17 protein-coding genes are annotated in these 16835 nt (G+C 47.5%); 10 read left to right on the top strand and 7 right to left on the bottom strand.

All coding sequences use genetic code 11. The features are described 5' to 3' along the window. Window position 1: 1 nt before the first annotated feature. Entirely contained in the window at window positions 2–529 is a 528-nt protein-coding gene (locus tag BUA34_RS13865) for a hypothetical protein (RefSeq protein WP_072830583.1), read from the top strand. 102 nt (window positions 530–631) lie between these two features. After that, on the top strand, window positions 632–1423 hold the full coding sequence (locus BUA34_RS13870) for a YggS family pyridoxal phosphate-dependent enzyme (protein WP_072830584.1): 792 nt from the start codon (window positions 632–634) through the stop codon (window positions 1421–1423). 102 nt (window positions 1424–1525) lie between these two features. On the opposite strand, the gene BUA34_RS13875 is transcribed toward BUA34_RS13870, so the two are convergent. The 3 genes from BUA34_RS13875 to rsmA form a co-directional block, all read right to left on the bottom strand. Further along, entirely contained in the window at window positions 1526–2017 is a 492-nt protein-coding gene (locus tag BUA34_RS13875) for a hypothetical protein (RefSeq protein WP_072830585.1), read from the bottom strand. Window positions 2018–2098: 81 nt separating this feature from the next. Beyond that, entirely contained in the window at window positions 2099–2977 is an 879-nt protein-coding gene (locus tag BUA34_RS13880; protein WP_072830586.1) for an MBL fold metallo-hydrolase, read from the bottom strand. A 125-nt stretch (window positions 2978–3102) separates the two neighbouring features. Further along, window positions 3103–3888: a 16S rRNA (adenine(1518)-N(6)/adenine(1519)-N(6))-dimethyltransferase RsmA gene (gene rsmA, locus BUA34_RS13885; protein ID WP_072830587.1), complete on the bottom strand. Its 786-nt coding sequence runs from the start codon at window positions 3886–3888 to the stop codon at window positions 3103–3105. Window positions 3889–3983: 95 nt separating this feature from the next. Here rsmA and BUA34_RS13890 point away from each other — a divergent pair, with 95 nt between their 5' ends. From BUA34_RS13890 to BUA34_RS13900, 3 genes are all read left to right on the top strand, one after another. Continuing rightward, window positions 3984–5051, top strand: a complete 1068-nt coding sequence (locus tag BUA34_RS13890) for a sialate O-acetylesterase (protein WP_072830588.1) — start codon at window positions 3984–3986, stop codon at window positions 5049–5051. Between the two features lie 128 nt (window positions 5052–5179). Further along, entirely contained in the window at window positions 5180–6712 is a 1533-nt protein-coding gene (locus BUA34_RS13895; protein ID WP_072830590.1) for a phosphomannomutase, read from the top strand. Between the two features lie 41 nt (window positions 6713–6753). Continuing rightward, window positions 6754–7668, top strand: coding sequence for a PorV/PorQ family protein (locus tag BUA34_RS13900; RefSeq protein WP_072830695.1), 915 nt, complete (start codon window positions 6754–6756; stop codon window positions 7666–7668). Here the strand turns inward: BUA34_RS13900 and BUA34_RS13905 are convergent. Further along, the gene (locus BUA34_RS13905; RefSeq protein ID WP_072830592.1) at window positions 7665–8609 is read right to left on the bottom strand and encodes a sigma 54-interacting transcriptional regulator; all 945 of its coding nucleotides are present in this window, start codon (window positions 8607–8609) and stop codon (window positions 7665–7667) included. The two genes, BUA34_RS13900 and BUA34_RS13905, sit on opposite strands and share 4 nt — an antisense overlap. A 352-nt stretch (window positions 8610–8961) precedes the next feature. Between BUA34_RS13905 and BUA34_RS13910 the strand changes: the two genes are divergently transcribed. The 5 genes from BUA34_RS13910 (at window position 8962) to BUA34_RS13930 (ending at window position 14002) form a co-directional block, all read left to right on the top strand. Beyond that, window positions 8962–10281: an aspartate kinase gene (locus tag BUA34_RS13910; protein ID WP_072830594.1), complete on the top strand. Its 1320-nt coding sequence runs from the start codon at window positions 8962–8964 to the stop codon at window positions 10279–10281. Window positions 10282–10395: 114 nt separating this feature from the next. Then, the gene (locus BUA34_RS13915) at window positions 10396–11853 is read left to right on the top strand and encodes a carbon starvation CstA family protein (protein WP_072830596.1); all 1458 of its coding nucleotides are present in this window, start codon (window positions 10396–10398) and stop codon (window positions 11851–11853) included. Window positions 11854–11898: 45 nt separating this feature from the next. Beyond that, the gene (locus BUA34_RS13920) at window positions 11899–12306 is read left to right on the top strand and encodes a hypothetical protein (protein WP_072830598.1); all 408 of its coding nucleotides are present in this window, start codon (window positions 11899–11901) and stop codon (window positions 12304–12306) included. A 10-nt stretch (window positions 12307–12316) separates the two neighbouring features. Beyond that, entirely contained in the window at window positions 12317–13177 is an 861-nt protein-coding gene (locus BUA34_RS13925; RefSeq protein ID WP_072830600.1) for a hypothetical protein, read from the top strand. A gap of 3 nt (window positions 13178–13180) precedes the next feature. Beyond that, window positions 13181–14002 (top strand): hypothetical protein, encoded by an 822-nt coding sequence (locus tag BUA34_RS13930; RefSeq protein ID WP_072830602.1) that lies wholly within the window; start codon window positions 13181–13183, stop codon window positions 14000–14002. 57 nt (window positions 14003–14059) lie between these two features. Here the strand turns inward: BUA34_RS13930 and BUA34_RS13935 are convergent, their stop codons facing one another. Genes BUA34_RS13935 through BUA34_RS13945 form a run of 3 tightly spaced genes read right to left on the bottom strand, consistent with a single transcriptional unit; the run spans window position 14060 to window position 16795 of the window. Next, on the bottom strand, window positions 14060–14719 hold the full coding sequence (locus tag BUA34_RS13935) for a TatD family nuclease-associated radical SAM protein (protein ID WP_072830604.1): 660 nt from the start codon (window positions 14717–14719) through the stop codon (window positions 14060–14062). 1 nt (window position 14720) lies between these two features. Next, window positions 14721–15551: a pyridoxamine kinase gene (locus BUA34_RS13940; protein WP_072830697.1), complete on the bottom strand. Its 831-nt coding sequence runs from the start codon at window positions 15549–15551 to the stop codon at window positions 14721–14723. Window positions 15552–15589: 38 nt separating this feature from the next. Beyond that, window positions 15590–16795: a cytosine permease gene (locus BUA34_RS13945; protein WP_072830606.1), complete on the bottom strand. Its 1206-nt coding sequence runs from the start codon at window positions 16793–16795 to the stop codon at window positions 15590–15592. Between the last annotated feature and the right edge of the window lie 40 nt (window positions 16796–16835).

Here is a 16835-nt window from a genome sequence, read left to right on the forward strand (position 1 = left end):
AATGATTGATACGGAAACTCCTGAAATTGAACAAAAATTTGTGGTAAAGAAATGGCCGGTCATCATTTGTATGTTGATGAATATGGTTTTATTTAGTTTGCCGTGGTTTTGGTATCAAAAAGAAGTTGCCATTAATGATGCCTATGGCAGAGAGAACATGGATAGCTTTAATTATATAGGCGAGTTTGCTGCGAGCTTATATCTTCCTTTCCTTGCTGGAATTCCACTGTCATTGTTGTATTTGTTTTGTTTGAAGCGTCAGAAAAGTAAATCTATGATATGTTTTTTGGCGACAACACCTTTTTGGCCATTAGTAGTTACAGCCGTATTGGGAAATATAGTGTGGATTATACTGATTCCTTTGATTATATTGAATATGGCAATTGTGGCGTACGCATTTTTAAATATGGAACTTTTGACTTATTGTTGCGGTGATGGACTTAAGAAAAGATCGCCTAAATTTTTACTAGTCGGTTATACAGTCGTATTTGCGATTGGTACGTTGATTGCATTGCCTTTGTTTTTATGATGGGTTGAAAAATTTCTAATTTCTGCTTGATAATTAACCTCAAAGCGCTGCAGGCGCGATTTATACCTAACCACTAATTACTAACCACTGTTTACTGCTACTATGGAATTTACTCTTGATGAAATGCGCGAGCACCTTGCAGCTCTCGAAGCAAGGATTGGCGAGGCTTGCAAGATTGCGGGTCGCAGCCGTGATTCGGTTAAGCTTGTGTGGGTGAGCAAGTTCCACCCGGCAGAAGCTGTGGAAAATGCGATTGCTTTGGGCGCTACGGATTTTGGCGAAAACCGCGTGCAAGAAGCGGAACTCAAATTTTCCGAACCGCACACGGCAAAGGACGGAAGCCGCGTGCGTTGCCATGTGATTGGTCCTGTGCAAAGTAACAAGCTCAAGAAGGCGGCGCTCGTGGCCGACTGCATCCATTCCATTGCAAGTATCGAAGCGGTGGAAAAGCTCGAAAAGGTCTGTGCTGCAGCTGCAAATGGTCAGGGCAAAGTTCTTGATATTTTATTCCAGGTGAACGCTGGCGAAGAAGAGACGAAGAGCGGCTTGGATGTTCACGAAGCCGAAGCTTTCCTTGAAGATTTAGAAAAGCGCGCGGGCGCAGCTGCCGATGGCAAGAGCGAAAACTTCCCGCATTTGCGTTTCCGCGGTCTCATGACGATTGGCAAGAATACGGGTGTTCCTGAAGACAGCCGCGAATGCTTTGCGTTCTTGCGTGGATTGCGCGACAAGTTCCTTGCGAAAGGTGGCGCCTTTGCAAAGTTCGATCAACTTTCGATGGGCATGACGCTTGATTTGGAAGTTGCAATTGAAGAGGGCTCTACGATGATTCGCGTGGGAACGGCACTCTTCGGCGAACGCGATTACAGCAAGCCGGTGAATGATCCAGTGTAATTTATTTGCTTTAATACAAATTTAAAACCCTATCGTTGTTGCGATAGGGCTTGTCATTTTGCATCAAAATTTTTTGCGCAATTATTTTAATTGTTATTTTATTTAGAAATTGAATGCGAGAGCAATGCCGCCCTGTTCGGTTGGAACGAGGCTCCAGTTGGTAGAGCCGTTACCTGCGTTTTTGCCGATTTCTTTGTTGTAAATGTCAACAGCAGTATCTTTTTTGCAGTTGCCGATGTGTTCGACAATTAATGCTGCAACAATGATTACTCCACCCGCAAGTACTTTCATTTTATAGCTTTCTGGAGCTTGGTAGCCGGAACCTTCTGCAATTCCGTAGCCTAGTAGAAATCCACCACCAAATGCGGCACCCCATGAAATATATCTCATCGTGTTACCTGTGTTCCACTTGCTGATAGCTTCTGGAACATTGGTGAGTTCTCTTTCGAAAGCATCGCTATCGACTTCTTGACCATCAATGGTGTAGTCTGTTGTAAAGAATCCTCTGTCCATGGTAAGTTTGTGTACTTGACCCTGTGCAAAGGAAAGTGTTGCGGCGAACAGGACGAGTAAAACTGCAAATAGTTTTTTCATAGGTAATACCTTGTTAATAGAAATCTGTTTTAAATGATAAATTAGAATAAATAAAAGATGGTATGTGTAATTTATTGCGTTTTACACTTCGATTTCCATGCCGGTGTGCATTTGTTCGACTTTATCGCCGAGTACATCGTGCAAAATGTCGTAGGCGCGCTGGCCAGTACAATGTCCTGTATAAATTTTTTGGACGTTTAGTTCGCGGAGACGTTCAGCGAATGCTTTTACGCGGTCATCAGGTGTGCGGAATAGATGGAATCCGCCGAGAATGGCATAAATTTGTTTGCCGGGGAATGTCGCTTCGATTTCTTTGACGATATTGTCTGCACCGCCATGACTGCAACTATTCATGATGAATAGTCCCTTGGGCGTGTCAAAGACTAGACTTTGTTCGTGGTCGAAACTGTCGGGGCGGTATTTGCCGTTTTCCTTGACGCTCATGTGCGCACGTATGCCAATTTCGTCGAGGTGTGGAGTCTTGTGACCGACGAGCGTGACTCCCGGAAAAATTTCGCAATCCCCTTTTGCGAATATGATTCGGTCAGCGTTCTTTTTGATCGTGCCTTTGCGGATGCCGATGTATTCTTGATACGTGAAAAACTTTAAGAATTTGTGCGTGTGATAGCAGTTTTCGCGAGCGGCATCGCGTAAGTAGAATTTGGCGTGGTTATTCTTGTTGAAAAATTCTTGCATGCCGTTTGCATGGTCATAATGTGCGTGGCTCAAGACGCCTACATCGATTTTGGAAATGTCAATCCCCATGATGGTTGCGTTCTTCGCGAACTGCGTGGACGCTCCCGTATCGAGCAAGATGCGTTTGCCGTTGAATTCGGTGTAGACGCAAAGGCCCCATTCACCCTTTAATTGTTTTTGTGGAGCTTCGGCTGTGCAGGAATCGCAAGTGCAACTGCTATTTGCAAAACCGCTGATGTTGTCTATAATAATCTTAATAATCATTTTTTTTGTAGGGAGATTCCCGCTCGGTGGCGGGAATGACAGTTTTTTAGCTGGGAATGACAGAGCCTTTTGTGGGAATGGTGACCCCGGAATAAATCCGGGGTGACATTAAAAGGAATGTGTTGTTACGGTTCGCCTTTAAACGCCTTATAGAAATTCAGGAATTGCTCAGGGCTGAGTTCTTCGGCGCGGATGGTCGTGGGCCAGTCCAAAAGTTCAATTGTCGCCTGGATTTTCTTCTTGTCATAATTACGTCCGAAGGAATTGGCGAGCGTTTTGCGTTTTTGCGTGAATGCAGTACGGACAAAGTTAAAGAATCCGTCGGGTGCCTGGAGCGCATCTTCGCGCGGTGTCAAAAGCATCGTGGCGCTATCGACATTCGGCTTTGGCGTAAAATGTTCTGGACCGATCTTGCGCAAAATTTGCGTGTTTGCAAATGCAGAAACGAGTACGGAAAGACTCCCGTAATTGCTGGAGCAGGGCTCAGCGCAAATGCGTTCGGCAACTTCGAGTTGGACCATTCCCATAAAGCCTTTGGTCAAATGCAATCGCGGCATAAGTCCTGCGATAATTGCTGTACTTACGTTGTACGGCAAGTTGCCGGTAACCCACGGTTTTTCGTGAGCATCCAAGAATGCTTGCAAGTCGAATTTCAAAAAGTCAATGTTGACAATGTTGAAGTTCTTGTAATCCTTGAATTTTTCTTTCAAGACTTCGACGCACTGCTCGTCAATTTCGACAGCGGTAAGTTCTAGCCCGCGATTGAGCAGGTGTTCTGTGAGAGCGCCGTGACCTGGCCCGATTTCAAGAACGAATTCACCAGCATCGGCGGGCAAATCGCCTGCGATAGCGGTAGCGGTTTCGACATCTAAAAAGTTTTGTCCGAATTTACGGCGGCGTGCTCTATCCATGGGGTAAAAAATAGTTTTTTTACACTTTTTGACATTTACATGTCGATAAAGATTTTATTTTAAATAGCGGTTGGTATTTTTTTTGGAGAACTCCCATGCGGAAATTCTTGTTTTTGACTATGCTTGCGTCTTCGATTTGCTTTGCGCAAGACCCTAATTTGCACATCTATCTGGCTTACGGGCAATCCAATATGTCAGGACAGGCTACGGTCACTAGCAAGGATAAGGAGACGAATCCTAGATTCCTTGTGTTGCGAGCGGCAAACCATTCAAATCAAAAAGTGGGCGAGTTTTATCCGGCGGCACCTCCGATGGGCCATAGCGAATCCAAGGTCGGTATCGTCGATATTTTTGGACGCACCATGATTGAAAACCTCCCTGATAGCATCACGGTGGCGGTTGCAAATGTTGCCATTGGCGGACAAAGTATTGACCTTTTTGATAAAGATCGCAATAAGGCTTATGTACAAAGTGCAAAAAATAAAGGTGATACTTGGTGGTTAAAGTATTACGATGAATATGGCGGTGATTTGTACAAACGAATTGTAGAGATGGGAAAAATTGCAAAGCAGAAGGGCGTTATCAAGGGGTTCCTATTCCATCAGGGCGAAGCGGACTACCAGATGAATGATTGGCCCAAGCGTGTGAAAAAAGTTTATGAGGACTTGATTGCGGCTTTGGAACTTGACCCAGAAAAAACTCCGATTTTAATCGGCGAACTTGCGACAACAGCTGCTGGCGGCGATCTCGGCTGGAGAAATACCGCCGTGAAGGAAGCCGCGGACTTGATTCCGAATGGCCACTTGATTTCTGCAGCAGGATGCCCCGCACTCAAGGAGCCGAACTACACGTTGCATTTTACGCGTGATGGTTATGAAACGTTTGGCAAACGCTATGCCGAAAAAATGCTTGAACTTTTGAAGGCTATGGAGCCTGCTCCGGATACATCGAAAAAAGATTCCGTGGTGGTGAGCGATTCTACCGTGAAAGATTCGGTGCCAAGCGATTCGACGAACGCGATTAGATCGCTGCCGACTGTGCGGGCTATACATTCCCACGAACCGCAATTGTATTTTGATGCGAAAGAACAGTCTCTGTTTATCCGCACGGAACGCAAAGGAAAAGTTGTTCGCTACCGCGTGACGGGTAAAGCCGCCAGGTAATGCAATTATCGGTAGAACGCCTCTAGGCATCTCCTTGCTTTTTCTATCTTGTGTTTTGTAAAATCATTTGGCGGTTTTAGTGGATTTTTACTGTCTACTTTTTGCCGTCTATTAAACAGAGGTTTTCTATGTCCGTTGCTATGCAAGATGTTATGAAACAGTCCGGGGTGGCGTTTGGTACGAGCGGTGCCCGCGGTCTCGTGAGCGCTATGACCGACCGTGTGTGCTATGTGTATGCACGTTCTTTTATCAAGTATTGCGAAGCGTCTTACAAGTGCGAACATACGATTGCGATTGCGGGTGATTTGCGTCCGAGCACGGAACGTATCTTGAAGTCGCTCGTGCAGGCTGGCGTCGATGCAAATTGGAAGGTCATTTACTGCGGCAGCATTCCGAGCCCGGCTATTGCGATGTACGGCATCGACAAGCATTTGCCGACTATCATGGTGACGGGTAGCCATATTCCGGCAGACCGTAACGGTATCAAGTTCAACCACCCGAATGGCGAAATCACGAAGGCCGACGAACAGGGAATTGTTTCGCAGTCGGTGGATTTCGACGAAGCGCTTTTTGACGACAAGGGCATGCTGAAGGCTGCGCCGGAACTCCCGGCGGTCGAGGCGGAAGCCGAAGCAAATTACTGCAAGCGCTATCCGGACTTTTTCGGTAGCGATGCTTTGCACGGACTCACGATTGGTGTTTACCAGCATTCCGCTGTGGGCCGCGACATCGTGGTGAAGGTTCTCGAAAGCCTCGGAGCAACGGTCAAGCCGTTTGGCCGTAGCGATGTGTTTGTTCCGGTCGATACCGAAGCAATCCGCAAGGAAGACGAAGAACTCGCTCGTGAATTTACGCACAAGGATTACGTGGATGCCGTATTCAGCACGGATGGCGATTCGGACCGCCCGCTTTTGGCTGATGACGTGGGCATGTGGCTTCGTGGCGACGTGCTGGGCATCCTCGCTGCCCAGGCGCTTGGTATCAAGCGCATTGCAACTCCGGTGAGTTGCAATACGTCGCTCGAAAAATCTGGCAGTTTCGAAAAGATTTGCCGCACCCGCATTGGTAGCCCTTATGTAATTGCGGGCATGGAAAGCTTGGTCGATGCAAACGACAAGAACATAAGCGTTGCCGGTTACGAAGCAAACGGCGGCTTTTTGCTCGAGACGGATTTAACTCGTGAATTTGTGAAGGGCGACAAGCGTGAATCTCGTACGCTCAAGGCTCTCCCGACACGTGACGCGCTCCTCCCGATGATTGCCGTGATGGTGATGGTTCGCGAAGAACGCATGTGCGTTGTAGACATTCTCCGCAAGCTGCCCAAGCGCTTTACCGTGAGTGACCGTCTCAAGGAATTCCCGACTGAAAAGTCCAAGACTAAGCTTGCCGAAATTCGCGAAAAGAATCTTGGCGAAAAGTTGTTCGGCGCTCTTGCTGCAAAGCCCTCCAAGTTTGCAAAGGACAAGACATTCCAGGGCAAGATTGTTTCCCTGAACGAAGTCGATGGCTATCGCATGGAATTTGATTCTGGCGATATCATTCACTTGCGCCCGAGCGGAAACGCACCGGAATTCCGCTGCTACGTGGAAACCGAAGGCAAGGACCGCAGTGCAGAACTCCTCGCGGACTGCCTCAAGATTATGGAAGGCTGGCGCGTTTAGACGAACTCTGGCTTCCTACTTTTTTGTATCTTATTAATCGTATGTTCAAAAAGTTACTTTCGTTTGCGCTTACCGTAGGTTCCCTCGCGTTTGCCGGGGAGTATTGGCATTTGGATCCAGGTGGCGTGACGATGAAGTTCCTTTCGATGCAGGTCTCGCCGCGTGCAGCCGCACTTTCGGGTGCCGGTGTCGCTGACCCTGGCCGTGTTTCGGAAGTTTCGCGCAATCCGCTCGCGATGAGTGTCGCAAACGAAGCGGAATTTGGCTTGAGTCAGGTGATTTTTGGCAAGGGCGGTGCGGATAATTTCGTTTCTGCTTATTACGGACTTCCTATTGCGGACAAGTTTACTCTTGCATTCGCGGTGGACTTTTTAGGTTACGATGACATCGAAGGTCGTGACGAGAACGGTCTCAAGACTTCGGAATATGGCTCTTATGCCTGGTCGCTTTTGGCCGGTTTCGGTAGCCGTTCCAAGATTTTCAATTGGGCAGCTTCGGCACGTTTTGCAACGCAGACCATCGATGACGAAACAGGTTTCTTGTTCTCGGTCGATGCTGGCGGTTCTTTCCGCGTGAACCAGTATTTTGCCTTTGGCGCGAACTTTACGAATCTTGGTTTTGCAAGTAAGTACGAGTCCGAAAAAGAAGCGGCTCCGCTTGCGCTCCAGGCAGGCATATCGGGATTTATCCCGGTTCTGGATCGCTGGATGATTCATTTGTCTGTAGATGGATATCGCCGTGCCGATACGAAGGCGCAACTTTTGATTGGCGGTGAAGTCGTTTACTTTGACATGCTTTCGTTCCGCATGGGCTATGCGTTCCGCCCGGATACCGAAGATGCTGTCAGTGGCGGTCTCGGTGTTAAGTTTGGCATGATCGTGTTCGATTACGCTTATAGCCCGCGCCCTGCTTTCGAAGGCGGCAACCATTACATTGCGGTCGGTGTGAAGTTCTAGGCTGACGCACATTCCGCTAGATTTTTGCACGAGCTCCATTGTTGGAGCTTGTGTTTTTTTATTTGGTAGCAGAGACATCCGCGGCTGATTTTTAGGGACTTGGCGGCCCTGCTTTTGTTTCCGTCGTTTTCGTAGAGCGCTTTTTGAATAAATGACCATTGCGGTGCCGATGCCCGCGCTGTTTGGTATGCGAAACGGTCGTCAATATCGTTTATTGTCTTGCGCGAAAATTCTTCAGCGAGGATTTCTTCGAGCGAAATGTTGTGCTGCATCAGAAGCGCGTAGCGCTGGAGTACGTTTTTCAGCTGGCGGATATTGCCCGGCCACTTGTATTTGGATAGAGCCTTGATTTCTCGGTTGCGGAGTGGGAATTGTTCTGCGAAAGTTTTGGCTGTGATTTCGTTCCATAGTGTTGCTGCAATTTCGGGAAAGTCCTCCCTGTTGCGGAGTGGCGGAATTACGATGGGGAAGGCGCTTAGCCTAAAGTACAGGTCCTTGCGGAAATTTCCGTCCCGTATTTCGTTTTGCAGGTCCCTGTTTGTTGCGCATACCAGTCTGAAGTCGACAGGCTCGTTTTGCGTTGCTCCCAGTGGAAGTACGGAATGTTCTTGAAGAATACGCAAAAGTTTGCTTTGCATGTCGAATGGCATTTCCCCGATTTCGTCGAGAAAAAGTGTGCCTCCGTTGGCCGCCTGCACAATACCTTGGTGGTCGCTTGCGGCTCCGGTGTAAGACCCTTTCTTGGCTCCTTCCAATAGGCTTTCGGCGAGGTTCCTGGCGATGGCGCCGCAGTTGAGCGCGATGAAAGGCCCCGCGTTTCGTGGGCTGTGTTCGTGAATAAATCGTGCGGCGATTTCTTTACCGACCCCGGATTCCCCTTGCAGCAGTACGGGTATGTTTGATTTTGCTGCGATGATCATCAATTGTTCGTGTTTTTTCATAGTCCTTCAAAATTTTATTTGAGGTGGCTCTACTATATAAACATGCTTTTTTCGCCCGTTTGTCCTGTAAATTTTTGTTAATTATTTGAGTGTGCACCATTGCAGCTGTGTCCTCCTTTAGCTATATTGGCGCTCCTTCGGAGCGAATATAGTCGGCTCGGTCATGTCAATTGGTGCAAGCCCCATTGCCACGACTCTCGCCTTTAGCTATATTTGCCCGCGCGGCGGTAAAGTGCCGCTGCTACATTGCACAAAAACCAAGTGGCTGGCCAGATGGGTAGGCTTGGGCACGACAATCGCGAGGAAAGCGGTCAAGCTTGAAGCTGAGAGGTCAGCGGCCCAAAGGAATAACATGTCTAGAATCGTATGTAAGTTCGGTGGCTCCTCTGTCGCCGACGCAGGTCAGTTCAAAAAAATCAAGGCCATTGTCGAAAGCGACAAGAACCGCAAAGTCATCGTCGTTTCTGCTCCGGGCAAGCGTAACCCGAAAGAAACCAAACTGACCGACCTCCTCTACAGCACCTATGATCTCGCCTCCAAGGGCCTCGATTTCTCCACGCCGTGGAACCTGATCCGTCAGCGTTATGATGAAATTTGCAAGGACCTGGGTCTTGAAGACAAGCTTACCGAAGACCTCGACAGTCTCGAAGACAAGCTCAAGAACCATCCGGAATCCGTAAGCACGGACTTCCTCGTGAGCCGTGGCGAATTCCTCTGCGCTCGTCTCATGGCCAAGTACCTCGGTGCAAACTTTGTCGATAGCTACCCGCTCATCACTTTCGATGACAAGTATCGCATTGCTCCGAAGACCTACGAAGAAATTGCAAAGGCTCTCGGCGATGAAAATCAGTTGTACGTCTTGCCGGGCTTCTATGGCTCTAACCTCCGTGGCGAAGTGAAGACCTTCAGCCGTGGCGGTTCCGACATCACGGGCGCTATCCTTGCAAACGGCATTGACGCTGCCAAGTACGAAAACTGGACCGACGTTTCGGGCATGCTCATGGCTGACCCGCGCATCGTCGAAAATCCGCTCCCGATCGAATACGTGAGCTACCGCGAAATCCGCGAACTCGCTTACTCCGGTGCAAGCGTACTCCACGACGAATCCATCGCTCCGTGCCGCGCCAAGAAGATTCCTATCAACATCCGCAACACGAACCGCCCGGAAGACGCCGGCACCATCATTGGCCCGACTCCGGAAAGCGCAAAGCTCCCGATTACGGGTGTTGCAGGCCGCAAGGGCTTCTCGATGATCTACATCGAAAAGTCCATGATGAACAAGGAAGTTGGCTTTGGCCGCCGCGTGCTCGCCGTTCTCGAAAGCGAAGGACTCTCCTACGAACTTTGCCCGAGTGCAATTGACTCCATGAGCATCGTCGTGGATTCCAAGGCTCTCGACGCCGTGCAGGACGTTGTTCTTGAAGACATCACTCAGCAGATGCGTCCGGACCGTATCAAGATTTTCCCGGGCATCGCTCTTATCGCTACCGTGGGTCATGGCATGACGAACAAGATCGGTGTTGCTGCAAAGCTCTTTACGGCTCTCGCAGAAAGCAAGGTGAACGTCCGCATTATCGACCAGGGTTCTTCCCAGATTAACATCATCACCGGTGTTGACGAAGCCGATACCGAAAAGGCTATCAAGGCCATCTACGCCGCCTTCGTGAAGTGACGTCGCAGACGTCATCCTGAGCGGCGAAAGTCGCGAAGGATCTAGTCAATTTCAAAACGACTCGGAATGAAATCTGGGTCGTTTTTTGTCTATTAAATTGTATAATTTGATTATATGATTTCTTTTATCCTGAGCCTTGCAGCCCTAATCCTGGGTTACTTTTTCTATGGCCGCTTTGTGGAACGCGTGTTCGGTCCCGATGACCGTGAGACTCCCGCAGTTTCTAAAAAAGACGGGCTGGACTATATCGCACTTCCCGGTTGGAAAGTTTATACGATCCAGTTTCTGAATATTGCTGGCACGGGCCCCATCTTCGGTGGAATCATGGGGGCAAAATTCGGTCCAGTCGCTTATCTCTGGATTGTGCTTGGCTGTATTTTTGCGGGGGCAGTTCACGACTACCTGAACGGAATGTTGTCTATGCGTAACGGCGGTGCGGGAATGCCCGAACTGATTGGCAAGTATCTGGGCGACAAGACGAGGAAGGTCATGTTGTTGCTGACCGTGTTTCCTTTGGTCATTGCGGGAACGGTGTTTGTCTATTCTCCAGCGGTAATTTTGCATACGCTGGGCGGTGACGTGATGATGTGGGTGGCTATCATCTTTGTCTATTACGTGATCGCCGCGATGACACCCATCGACAAAATTATTGGGAAGGTTTATCCTTTGTTTGCTATTTCGCTCCTGCTTACGGCTGGGGCGTTGATGGTGATGCTCTTTGTCAAGATGCCGCAACTGCCAGAAATTTGGTCGAACCTGCACAATATGGGGGCTAGTGCAAATCCAGGAAAATTTACGGACCATATTTTCCCTGCACTTTTCATTACTATTGCCTGTGGTGCTATTTCTGGTTTTCATGGTACGCAGACCCCGATGATGGCGCGTTGCCTCGCAAGTGAGCGCATGGGCCGTCGCGTGTTCTACGGAGCGATGATTACCGAAGGCGTTGTTGCTCTTGTTTGCGCTACCGTTTCCATGTGGTTTTTCTATGCAGGCCCACCGGGCTACGAACAGATTTCAGGTGCAAAGGATGGTTTCTTCACCTCGGCCCCGATGGTGGTGCATTTGGTGTGTAATGAATGGTTGGGCGTTGTAGGGGCAGTCCTTGCCGTATTAGGTGTGGTCGCGGCTCCCATTAGCAGTGGTGATACGGCATTTCGCTCCGGCCGCCTTATCGTGGCGGATTGGCTGAAAATCGATCAGCGTCCCATCCGCAATCGTCTCTACATTTGCGTACCCATGTTTGCGACGTCTATCGCCATATTGGTGTGGCAAATCAAGGTTCCCGATGGATTCAATACTATTTGGCAATACTTTGGATTTTTTAACCAAACGCTTTCTGTATTTACTCTATGGGCGATTACAGTCTATCTGGTGCAGGAACGGAAGAATTTTTGGGTGTCCCTTATTCCAGCCCTGTTTATGACCACCGTTTGTACGACATACTTCTTCGTTTCGCGCCAGACGCTTCATTTGCCCGACTGCATTGGCTATCTTTTGGGCCTTGTTTGCCTTGCCGTGGCTTGCGTGTGGTTTACCGTGTGGTATAGGAAAGTGCGCAGGGATAAATAGCTGAAAAATCTGGGCCGTTTTTTATTTTTAGAACGAGGTAATAGAATGGAAGAAAATAAAGTATATGTTTCTAAAAGCAAAAGCATGACTTGGGGATCGGTGGCGTTGTTCTTTTTCGGTGCTTTTTGGCTTGTGAAATCCATTGTTGTTATGGTAAATACCGGAGCGTATGATACTATAAATTTTATGTGGGTTTTCAAGGAATTGTTCTTGCTTTATTATTGCTTTGTTGCCCTACATATAGCTCCGCAGAAAGTCGAATTCCTTGAAAATGAACTTGTGCGGATTACCTTTTTGCTTGGTAATAGCATTACGATAAAACAGGATGTTTTTAAATTAACCCAACAGAGAAATCCTAAAAATGGATGGGCTGGCTGGTTGATGGCTAAGGGACGCTGGATGTTCTTTACTTCCGATGCGTTCCCGGAACTGGAAAAGTATTTAATCCAATAATAGAGGGGTTATGAATCTGGCTTTACTCAGGGTTTGCGCTATTGTGTTCATTGTGAACTTGTTGAACCTAGTTGCCAATTTGTCTGTTATGGCTAGGCATGGTGGATTTTTCAGTTCGCTGTGGAGCGCGCTTACGAATTCGTCATTTGAAGATTTGCTTGGAACGGTCGGACTGTTGATTGCGTCAGGGGTTTTCTTCCCATTTGTATTAGGTGTTTTGACCGTCGTCGTTTTTTTAACGCTGGGGATAATTACGCTTGTCAAAAATAATGTAACGGCCTTAAAAATATCGGCTGTGCTGTTCCTCATCTGGATTGTGTTGGGAGCATTTGCTGTTAATTTTATAAGCGCCTTGTTAGGGAATGAAATGGTAAAAGAGCATCTTGGCCAGAAATTCGTTAGCTTGATTTTTAACGTGAACGTAGTCGTTGCTGTGGCCGCGTTCTTTGTTGCATCCAAAAAGCGTGTCGAAGAAAACGAGATTGCTATTGTGAATGAAAACTTTAATTTAGGTCTCTTCCGACTTTGTGCCATTTGTTTTGTTGTAAGTGGATTAAATGGCTTGATACATTTTGTTTTTACGCAACCTCCCGTTTTTCAACTTGCTTTCTTTGGTGTTGTTTGTTTGGCGGTCGGTATATTTGCCCTTGTTAAAAAAAATGTGCCTGTTTTGGTAGTAGGGTCTTTAATGACATTTGTTCAAATTTTGTTGAATTTACTCAGTTCTATTCGTACCTCTGGATTTGACCCTTATATTGTGACCTCGCTTGTTTCCTATGCCATTTTTAATACATCTACTGTGATTGCTATTGCGGTATTCTTCATTAAGCCCGAGTGGGTGAAAACTTGCTTACAGAAAATTAAAGGATAATTTATGAATTTGCAATTGTTTAGAATTTGTGCGGCTATCATGATTATGAACTCGCTATATAACATTGCGAGTCTGCTTTTCAATAAGTTTACCGCAGAAATGACGGGGGATGTCAACCCTATAGGATTTTATATTGTAACAGTTCTTTTGTATGTGGTTGTTTTTGCGTTAGGAATAGTTGCGCTTGTTAAAAAGAATGTGTTGATTCTGAAAATCTACGCCGTGTTTATAATTATTTCCATTTTGAGCGGAATAATAGTAGATATTGTGAATTTTAACCGCATTTATTTGCCACTTGGTGTTGATAATGCTTATCTCTTTAATCGTCTGCTTGAACGCATTGTGACCCCCCTGACAGTTTTTGTTGCTGCTGTATTTTTCATTAAACCTAAAACGGCTACGCAATTTGGTTTGCTTCAATTTTGCGCGGCATTTTTCATGGTCGATGGGGCAAATGACGTCATTAAATCTGTTATGAGTTTGTTTAGTAAAGGTCCGGAAAATTTTGTAGAATCATTTTCCATTATGAATGCGGCGTTGATTTTATTACCTATTGCAGTAGGCGTGTTCGCCATCGTAAAAAGAAATTCTTTGGTATTGAAAATTTATGCCGTGATAGCGTTTGTCCAAATGTTATGGGGCTCGCTAGGGTATATGCGCGAAAACATGTATGGCGGCTATTATGTGGCTGGCGTTTTTATTGGACTGATATTCAGCACATTCCTTGTTGTTTGTGTAGCGACATTCTTTATCGAACCCGAGAAGACCCGCGCCTATTTCCAGAAAGCGAAAAGCTTGTTTATCAAGTGGAAAGAGATGACGTAGGGAGTACGAAAAAATGCCACCGATTTTGTCGGCGGCCGCATTTCTTAGCTTTATTCCTTAGCTTTCGAAGGGCCTTACTCTCAGCGTGACGCCGAGTTCGTTGCAGATTTTGCGGCATTGTTCGATTTTTTCTTCGGGCATGACCTTTTCGACAACGGTCATGATTACGTTTGGCACATGGAATTTTGCAAGTGCTGCAAATTCTTTCAGCGCGTCAAACGACTTGATGCCAAATCTTGATCGTGTGAGCTCCAAGAATTCTTCGGCAGTCGGCGCATTCATCGAAATCGAAACGGTATCGAAACGTCCTTCAAGTTGCGGTGTGATGTCTTCGCCGTGAATCAAGTTGGCGAGCCCGTTTGTGTTGAGGCGAATTTTTAATTTTGGATACTTTGTTTTTAATTCATCGATGACTTTGCAGACATCGTGCAAGCGTTCGAGCGGTTCACCGTAGCCGCAAAACACGAGTTCGTTAATGACGGAAAGATCGTACTTTGCAAAAATACCAAGAACGTTTTCGACACTTGGCTCGCCACCTTTGAGCCAAAGGGAATTGCCTTCCATCATTTTCTTTGTCTGGCGCAAGCAAAAAACGCAGCTGCAAGGGCAGCGGTTAGTCATGTTCACGTAAATGTTCTTGCCTGTGATATCGCCGCTGTTTGCAATGTCCAAATAGCCGGCTTCCCCGACGTTTCCTGTCACTGTATATACAACCATTTTAATCCTCCATCAAGTCGCGAAGGTACATTTCAAAGCAGAGCCCCCAATGCGTGGGAACATTGTTGTCTTCGCAATAGCGTAGGCATTTAGAGACAAAGTCAGCGGCCTTTTTGACTGACTCGTAAAAGTCGTGGCCGTTCATGTACATGCCTGCGATAATTGAACTGATGACATCGCCGGTTCCGCTGCGGTCACCACCGATGCGGTCGACCATGACAATACGCGGTTCTTCGCCTTTGCTGTAAACAAAGTTCATGATTTGCTTGGAATTGTAGGGAATTCCGGTGACTACGATGTGTTCGGGGCCCTGTTCTGCAAGCTTGCGGCACATGTCGGCAAGTTCTACGTCGCTGAATCCTTCGGTGCGGTACTTGACATCCGTCAAGGTGCAAAGTTCGGTGAGGTTAGGCGTCAAGATATCGGCATAATGAACAAGTGCTTTCATCTTTTCGCACAAACTAGGCGTATAAGTTTCGTAAAGTCGCCCGTAATCACCCATCACCGGGTCTACCAATGTGAATGTGCCGTTTTTCTTGAATGTCTTGAAAAAGTCAATCACGATATCCACTTGCTCTTCGGAACCGAGGAATCCGGAAGCAATGGCGTCGAATGATAAATTCAAATCCTTGTAGGTTTGAATGTAATCGCGCATTTTTGAAGTGTAATCGTCGAAGTAATATTCAGGGAACTGCGTGTGTGCCGAAAGAACTGCAGTTGGCACGGTAACCGCTTGGATTTTCATGGCGGAAACAATCGGTGCCATGACAGCGATGGAGCACCGACCAAATCCTGTAACATCATTAATTAACGCGATTTTCTTCTGTGACATGGCGATTGAAAAAATAGAAAAAGACAAACGTTAGCGCGTTATTTTCTTTCGGAGAGTACGCGCACGGATGCAAATGCTGCCGAAACGATAACTGCAAGGAGCGTGGGGCCAAGGAAAACGGAATCGAAATGTTCTGCTACTTGGTAGGCGATAAAGCCTGCGAGCCAGGCGAAAATGTTCCAGAGCCAAACGCCGAGCGATTCTGTGCGATCCTTGGAGAAGTAGAACGAAACCAAAAGAACAGCGGCCATCGGGGCGAATACGGAGGCGATCAGGTAAAGGAAGCTGATGTAGTGTTCCATGATTCCCGAAATAGCGAGCGCTGCGCTCAAGAAACTCACGACGACACCTGCAATTTTTGGATTTATTTTACTGTAAATCGCCTTGGAAGATTCGCCTGCGGAGTTTGCTGCAAGGAAGTTTGTTGTTACTGTCGAGAGTACTACGATGATGATTCCCGGGATGCCAAGACCTGCAAGGAGAATGGCTTGCGCGATGTTGTTGCTTGCGCCAATGCCCGAAATTTCGATACCGATGATGTACATCCAGAGGCTTGCAAATGTGTAAGCGATTGCAGAAATTGATGTTGCCTTTACAGGTTTTTCGGCATCCTTCGTGTAGTCCGAAATCACGGGCAACCAAGAAATCGGCATGGCGATGGAAATTTCAAAGATGTTCCAGAACTTGAGCGCGGTGGCGGTTGCTGCGTTTCCGGCTACGGCACCTGCGGCACTTGTAACTGCGCCGGAGCTATTGAGTCCGAACAACTTCACAGAAAGAATAGCGAGCAAAACCGTGAGAGCGGCCATCACGACGGTCGTCACGTTGGCGGAACGGCGGATGCCAACGTAAACCCAGGCGGCAATGAGAGCGGCGAGAATCACGCATGTGAGCGGAAATGAAATCGGCAAGTTGAGCCCAGCCAAAGCCGAAGCGCCCTGCGCGTTCAAAACGGCAACCCAAGCGAGCAACTGAAATGTGTTCAGAGCGGCGAAGAACTTGGAACCGTATTTGCCGAACGTAGATTTTGTCGTTTCCATGGCGTTCAAGCGAATACGCGCACCGATGAGGCCCACGAAAAAGAGCAAGATGCCGCCCAGAATGTGGCCGAGCACGAGCGGGAGCCAAAGTGAATCCGCTGCGGATGCGGCACCAATTTCTATACCCGCTTCAATTTCGGAAACGGAGATGGCAACGCCAAACCAAATAATTCCATTTGCAAAAAGACCCGTACGTTTTTCCATGTTGCACCTCCTGTTGTCTCTTTCGCTTGTCGCTTCGCTT

This window comes from Fibrobacter sp. UWB12 (assembly GCF_900142485.1).
In the GTDB taxonomy this organism is placed as follows: Bacteria; Fibrobacterota; Fibrobacteria; order Fibrobacterales; family Fibrobacteraceae; genus Fibrobacter.

Coding starts and splice junctions, on each gene's coding strand:
- BUA34_RS13865 (WP_072830583.1), top strand. CDS start 2: ATGATTGATACGGAAACTCCTGAAATTGAACAAAAATTTGTGGTAAAG.
- BUA34_RS13870 (WP_072830584.1), top strand. CDS start 632: ATGGAATTTACTCTTGATGAAATGCGCGAGCACCTTGCAGCTCTCGAA.
- BUA34_RS13875 (WP_072830585.1), bottom strand. CDS start 2,017: ATGAAAAAACTATTTGCAGTTTTACTCGTCCTGTTCGCCGCAACACTT.
- BUA34_RS13880 (WP_072830586.1), bottom strand. CDS start 2,977: ATGATTATTAAGATTATTATAGACAACATCAGCGGTTTTGCAAATAGC.
- rsmA (WP_072830587.1), bottom strand. CDS start 3,888: ATGGATAGAGCACGCCGCCGTAAATTCGGACAAAACTTTTTAGATGTC.
- BUA34_RS13890 (WP_072830588.1), top strand. CDS start 3,984: ATGCGGAAATTCTTGTTTTTGACTATGCTTGCGTCTTCGATTTGCTTT.
- BUA34_RS13895 (WP_072830590.1), top strand. CDS start 5,180: ATGTCCGTTGCTATGCAAGATGTTATGAAACAGTCCGGGGTGGCGTTT.
- BUA34_RS13900 (WP_072830695.1), top strand. CDS start 6,754: ATGTTCAAAAAGTTACTTTCGTTTGCGCTTACCGTAGGTTCCCTCGCG.
- BUA34_RS13905 (WP_072830592.1), bottom strand. CDS start 8,609: ATGAAAAAACACGAACAATTGATGATCATCGCAGCAAAATCAAACATA.
- BUA34_RS13910 (WP_072830594.1), top strand. CDS start 8,962: ATGTCTAGAATCGTATGTAAGTTCGGTGGCTCCTCTGTCGCCGACGCA.
- BUA34_RS13915 (WP_072830596.1), top strand. CDS start 10,396: ATGATTTCTTTTATCCTGAGCCTTGCAGCCCTAATCCTGGGTTACTTT.
- BUA34_RS13920 (WP_072830598.1), top strand. CDS start 11,899: ATGGAAGAAAATAAAGTATATGTTTCTAAAAGCAAAAGCATGACTTGG.
- BUA34_RS13925 (WP_072830600.1), top strand. CDS start 12,317: ATGAATCTGGCTTTACTCAGGGTTTGCGCTATTGTGTTCATTGTGAAC.
- BUA34_RS13930 (WP_072830602.1), top strand. CDS start 13,181: ATGAATTTGCAATTGTTTAGAATTTGTGCGGCTATCATGATTATGAAC.
- BUA34_RS13935 (WP_072830604.1), bottom strand. CDS start 14,719: ATGGTTGTATATACAGTGACAGGAAACGTCGGGGAAGCCGGCTATTTG.
- BUA34_RS13940 (WP_072830697.1), bottom strand. CDS start 15,551: ATGTCACAGAAGAAAATCGCGTTAATTAATGATGTTACAGGATTTGGT.
- BUA34_RS13945 (WP_072830606.1), bottom strand. CDS start 16,795: ATGGAAAAACGTACGGGTCTTTTTGCAAATGGAATTATTTGGTTTGGC.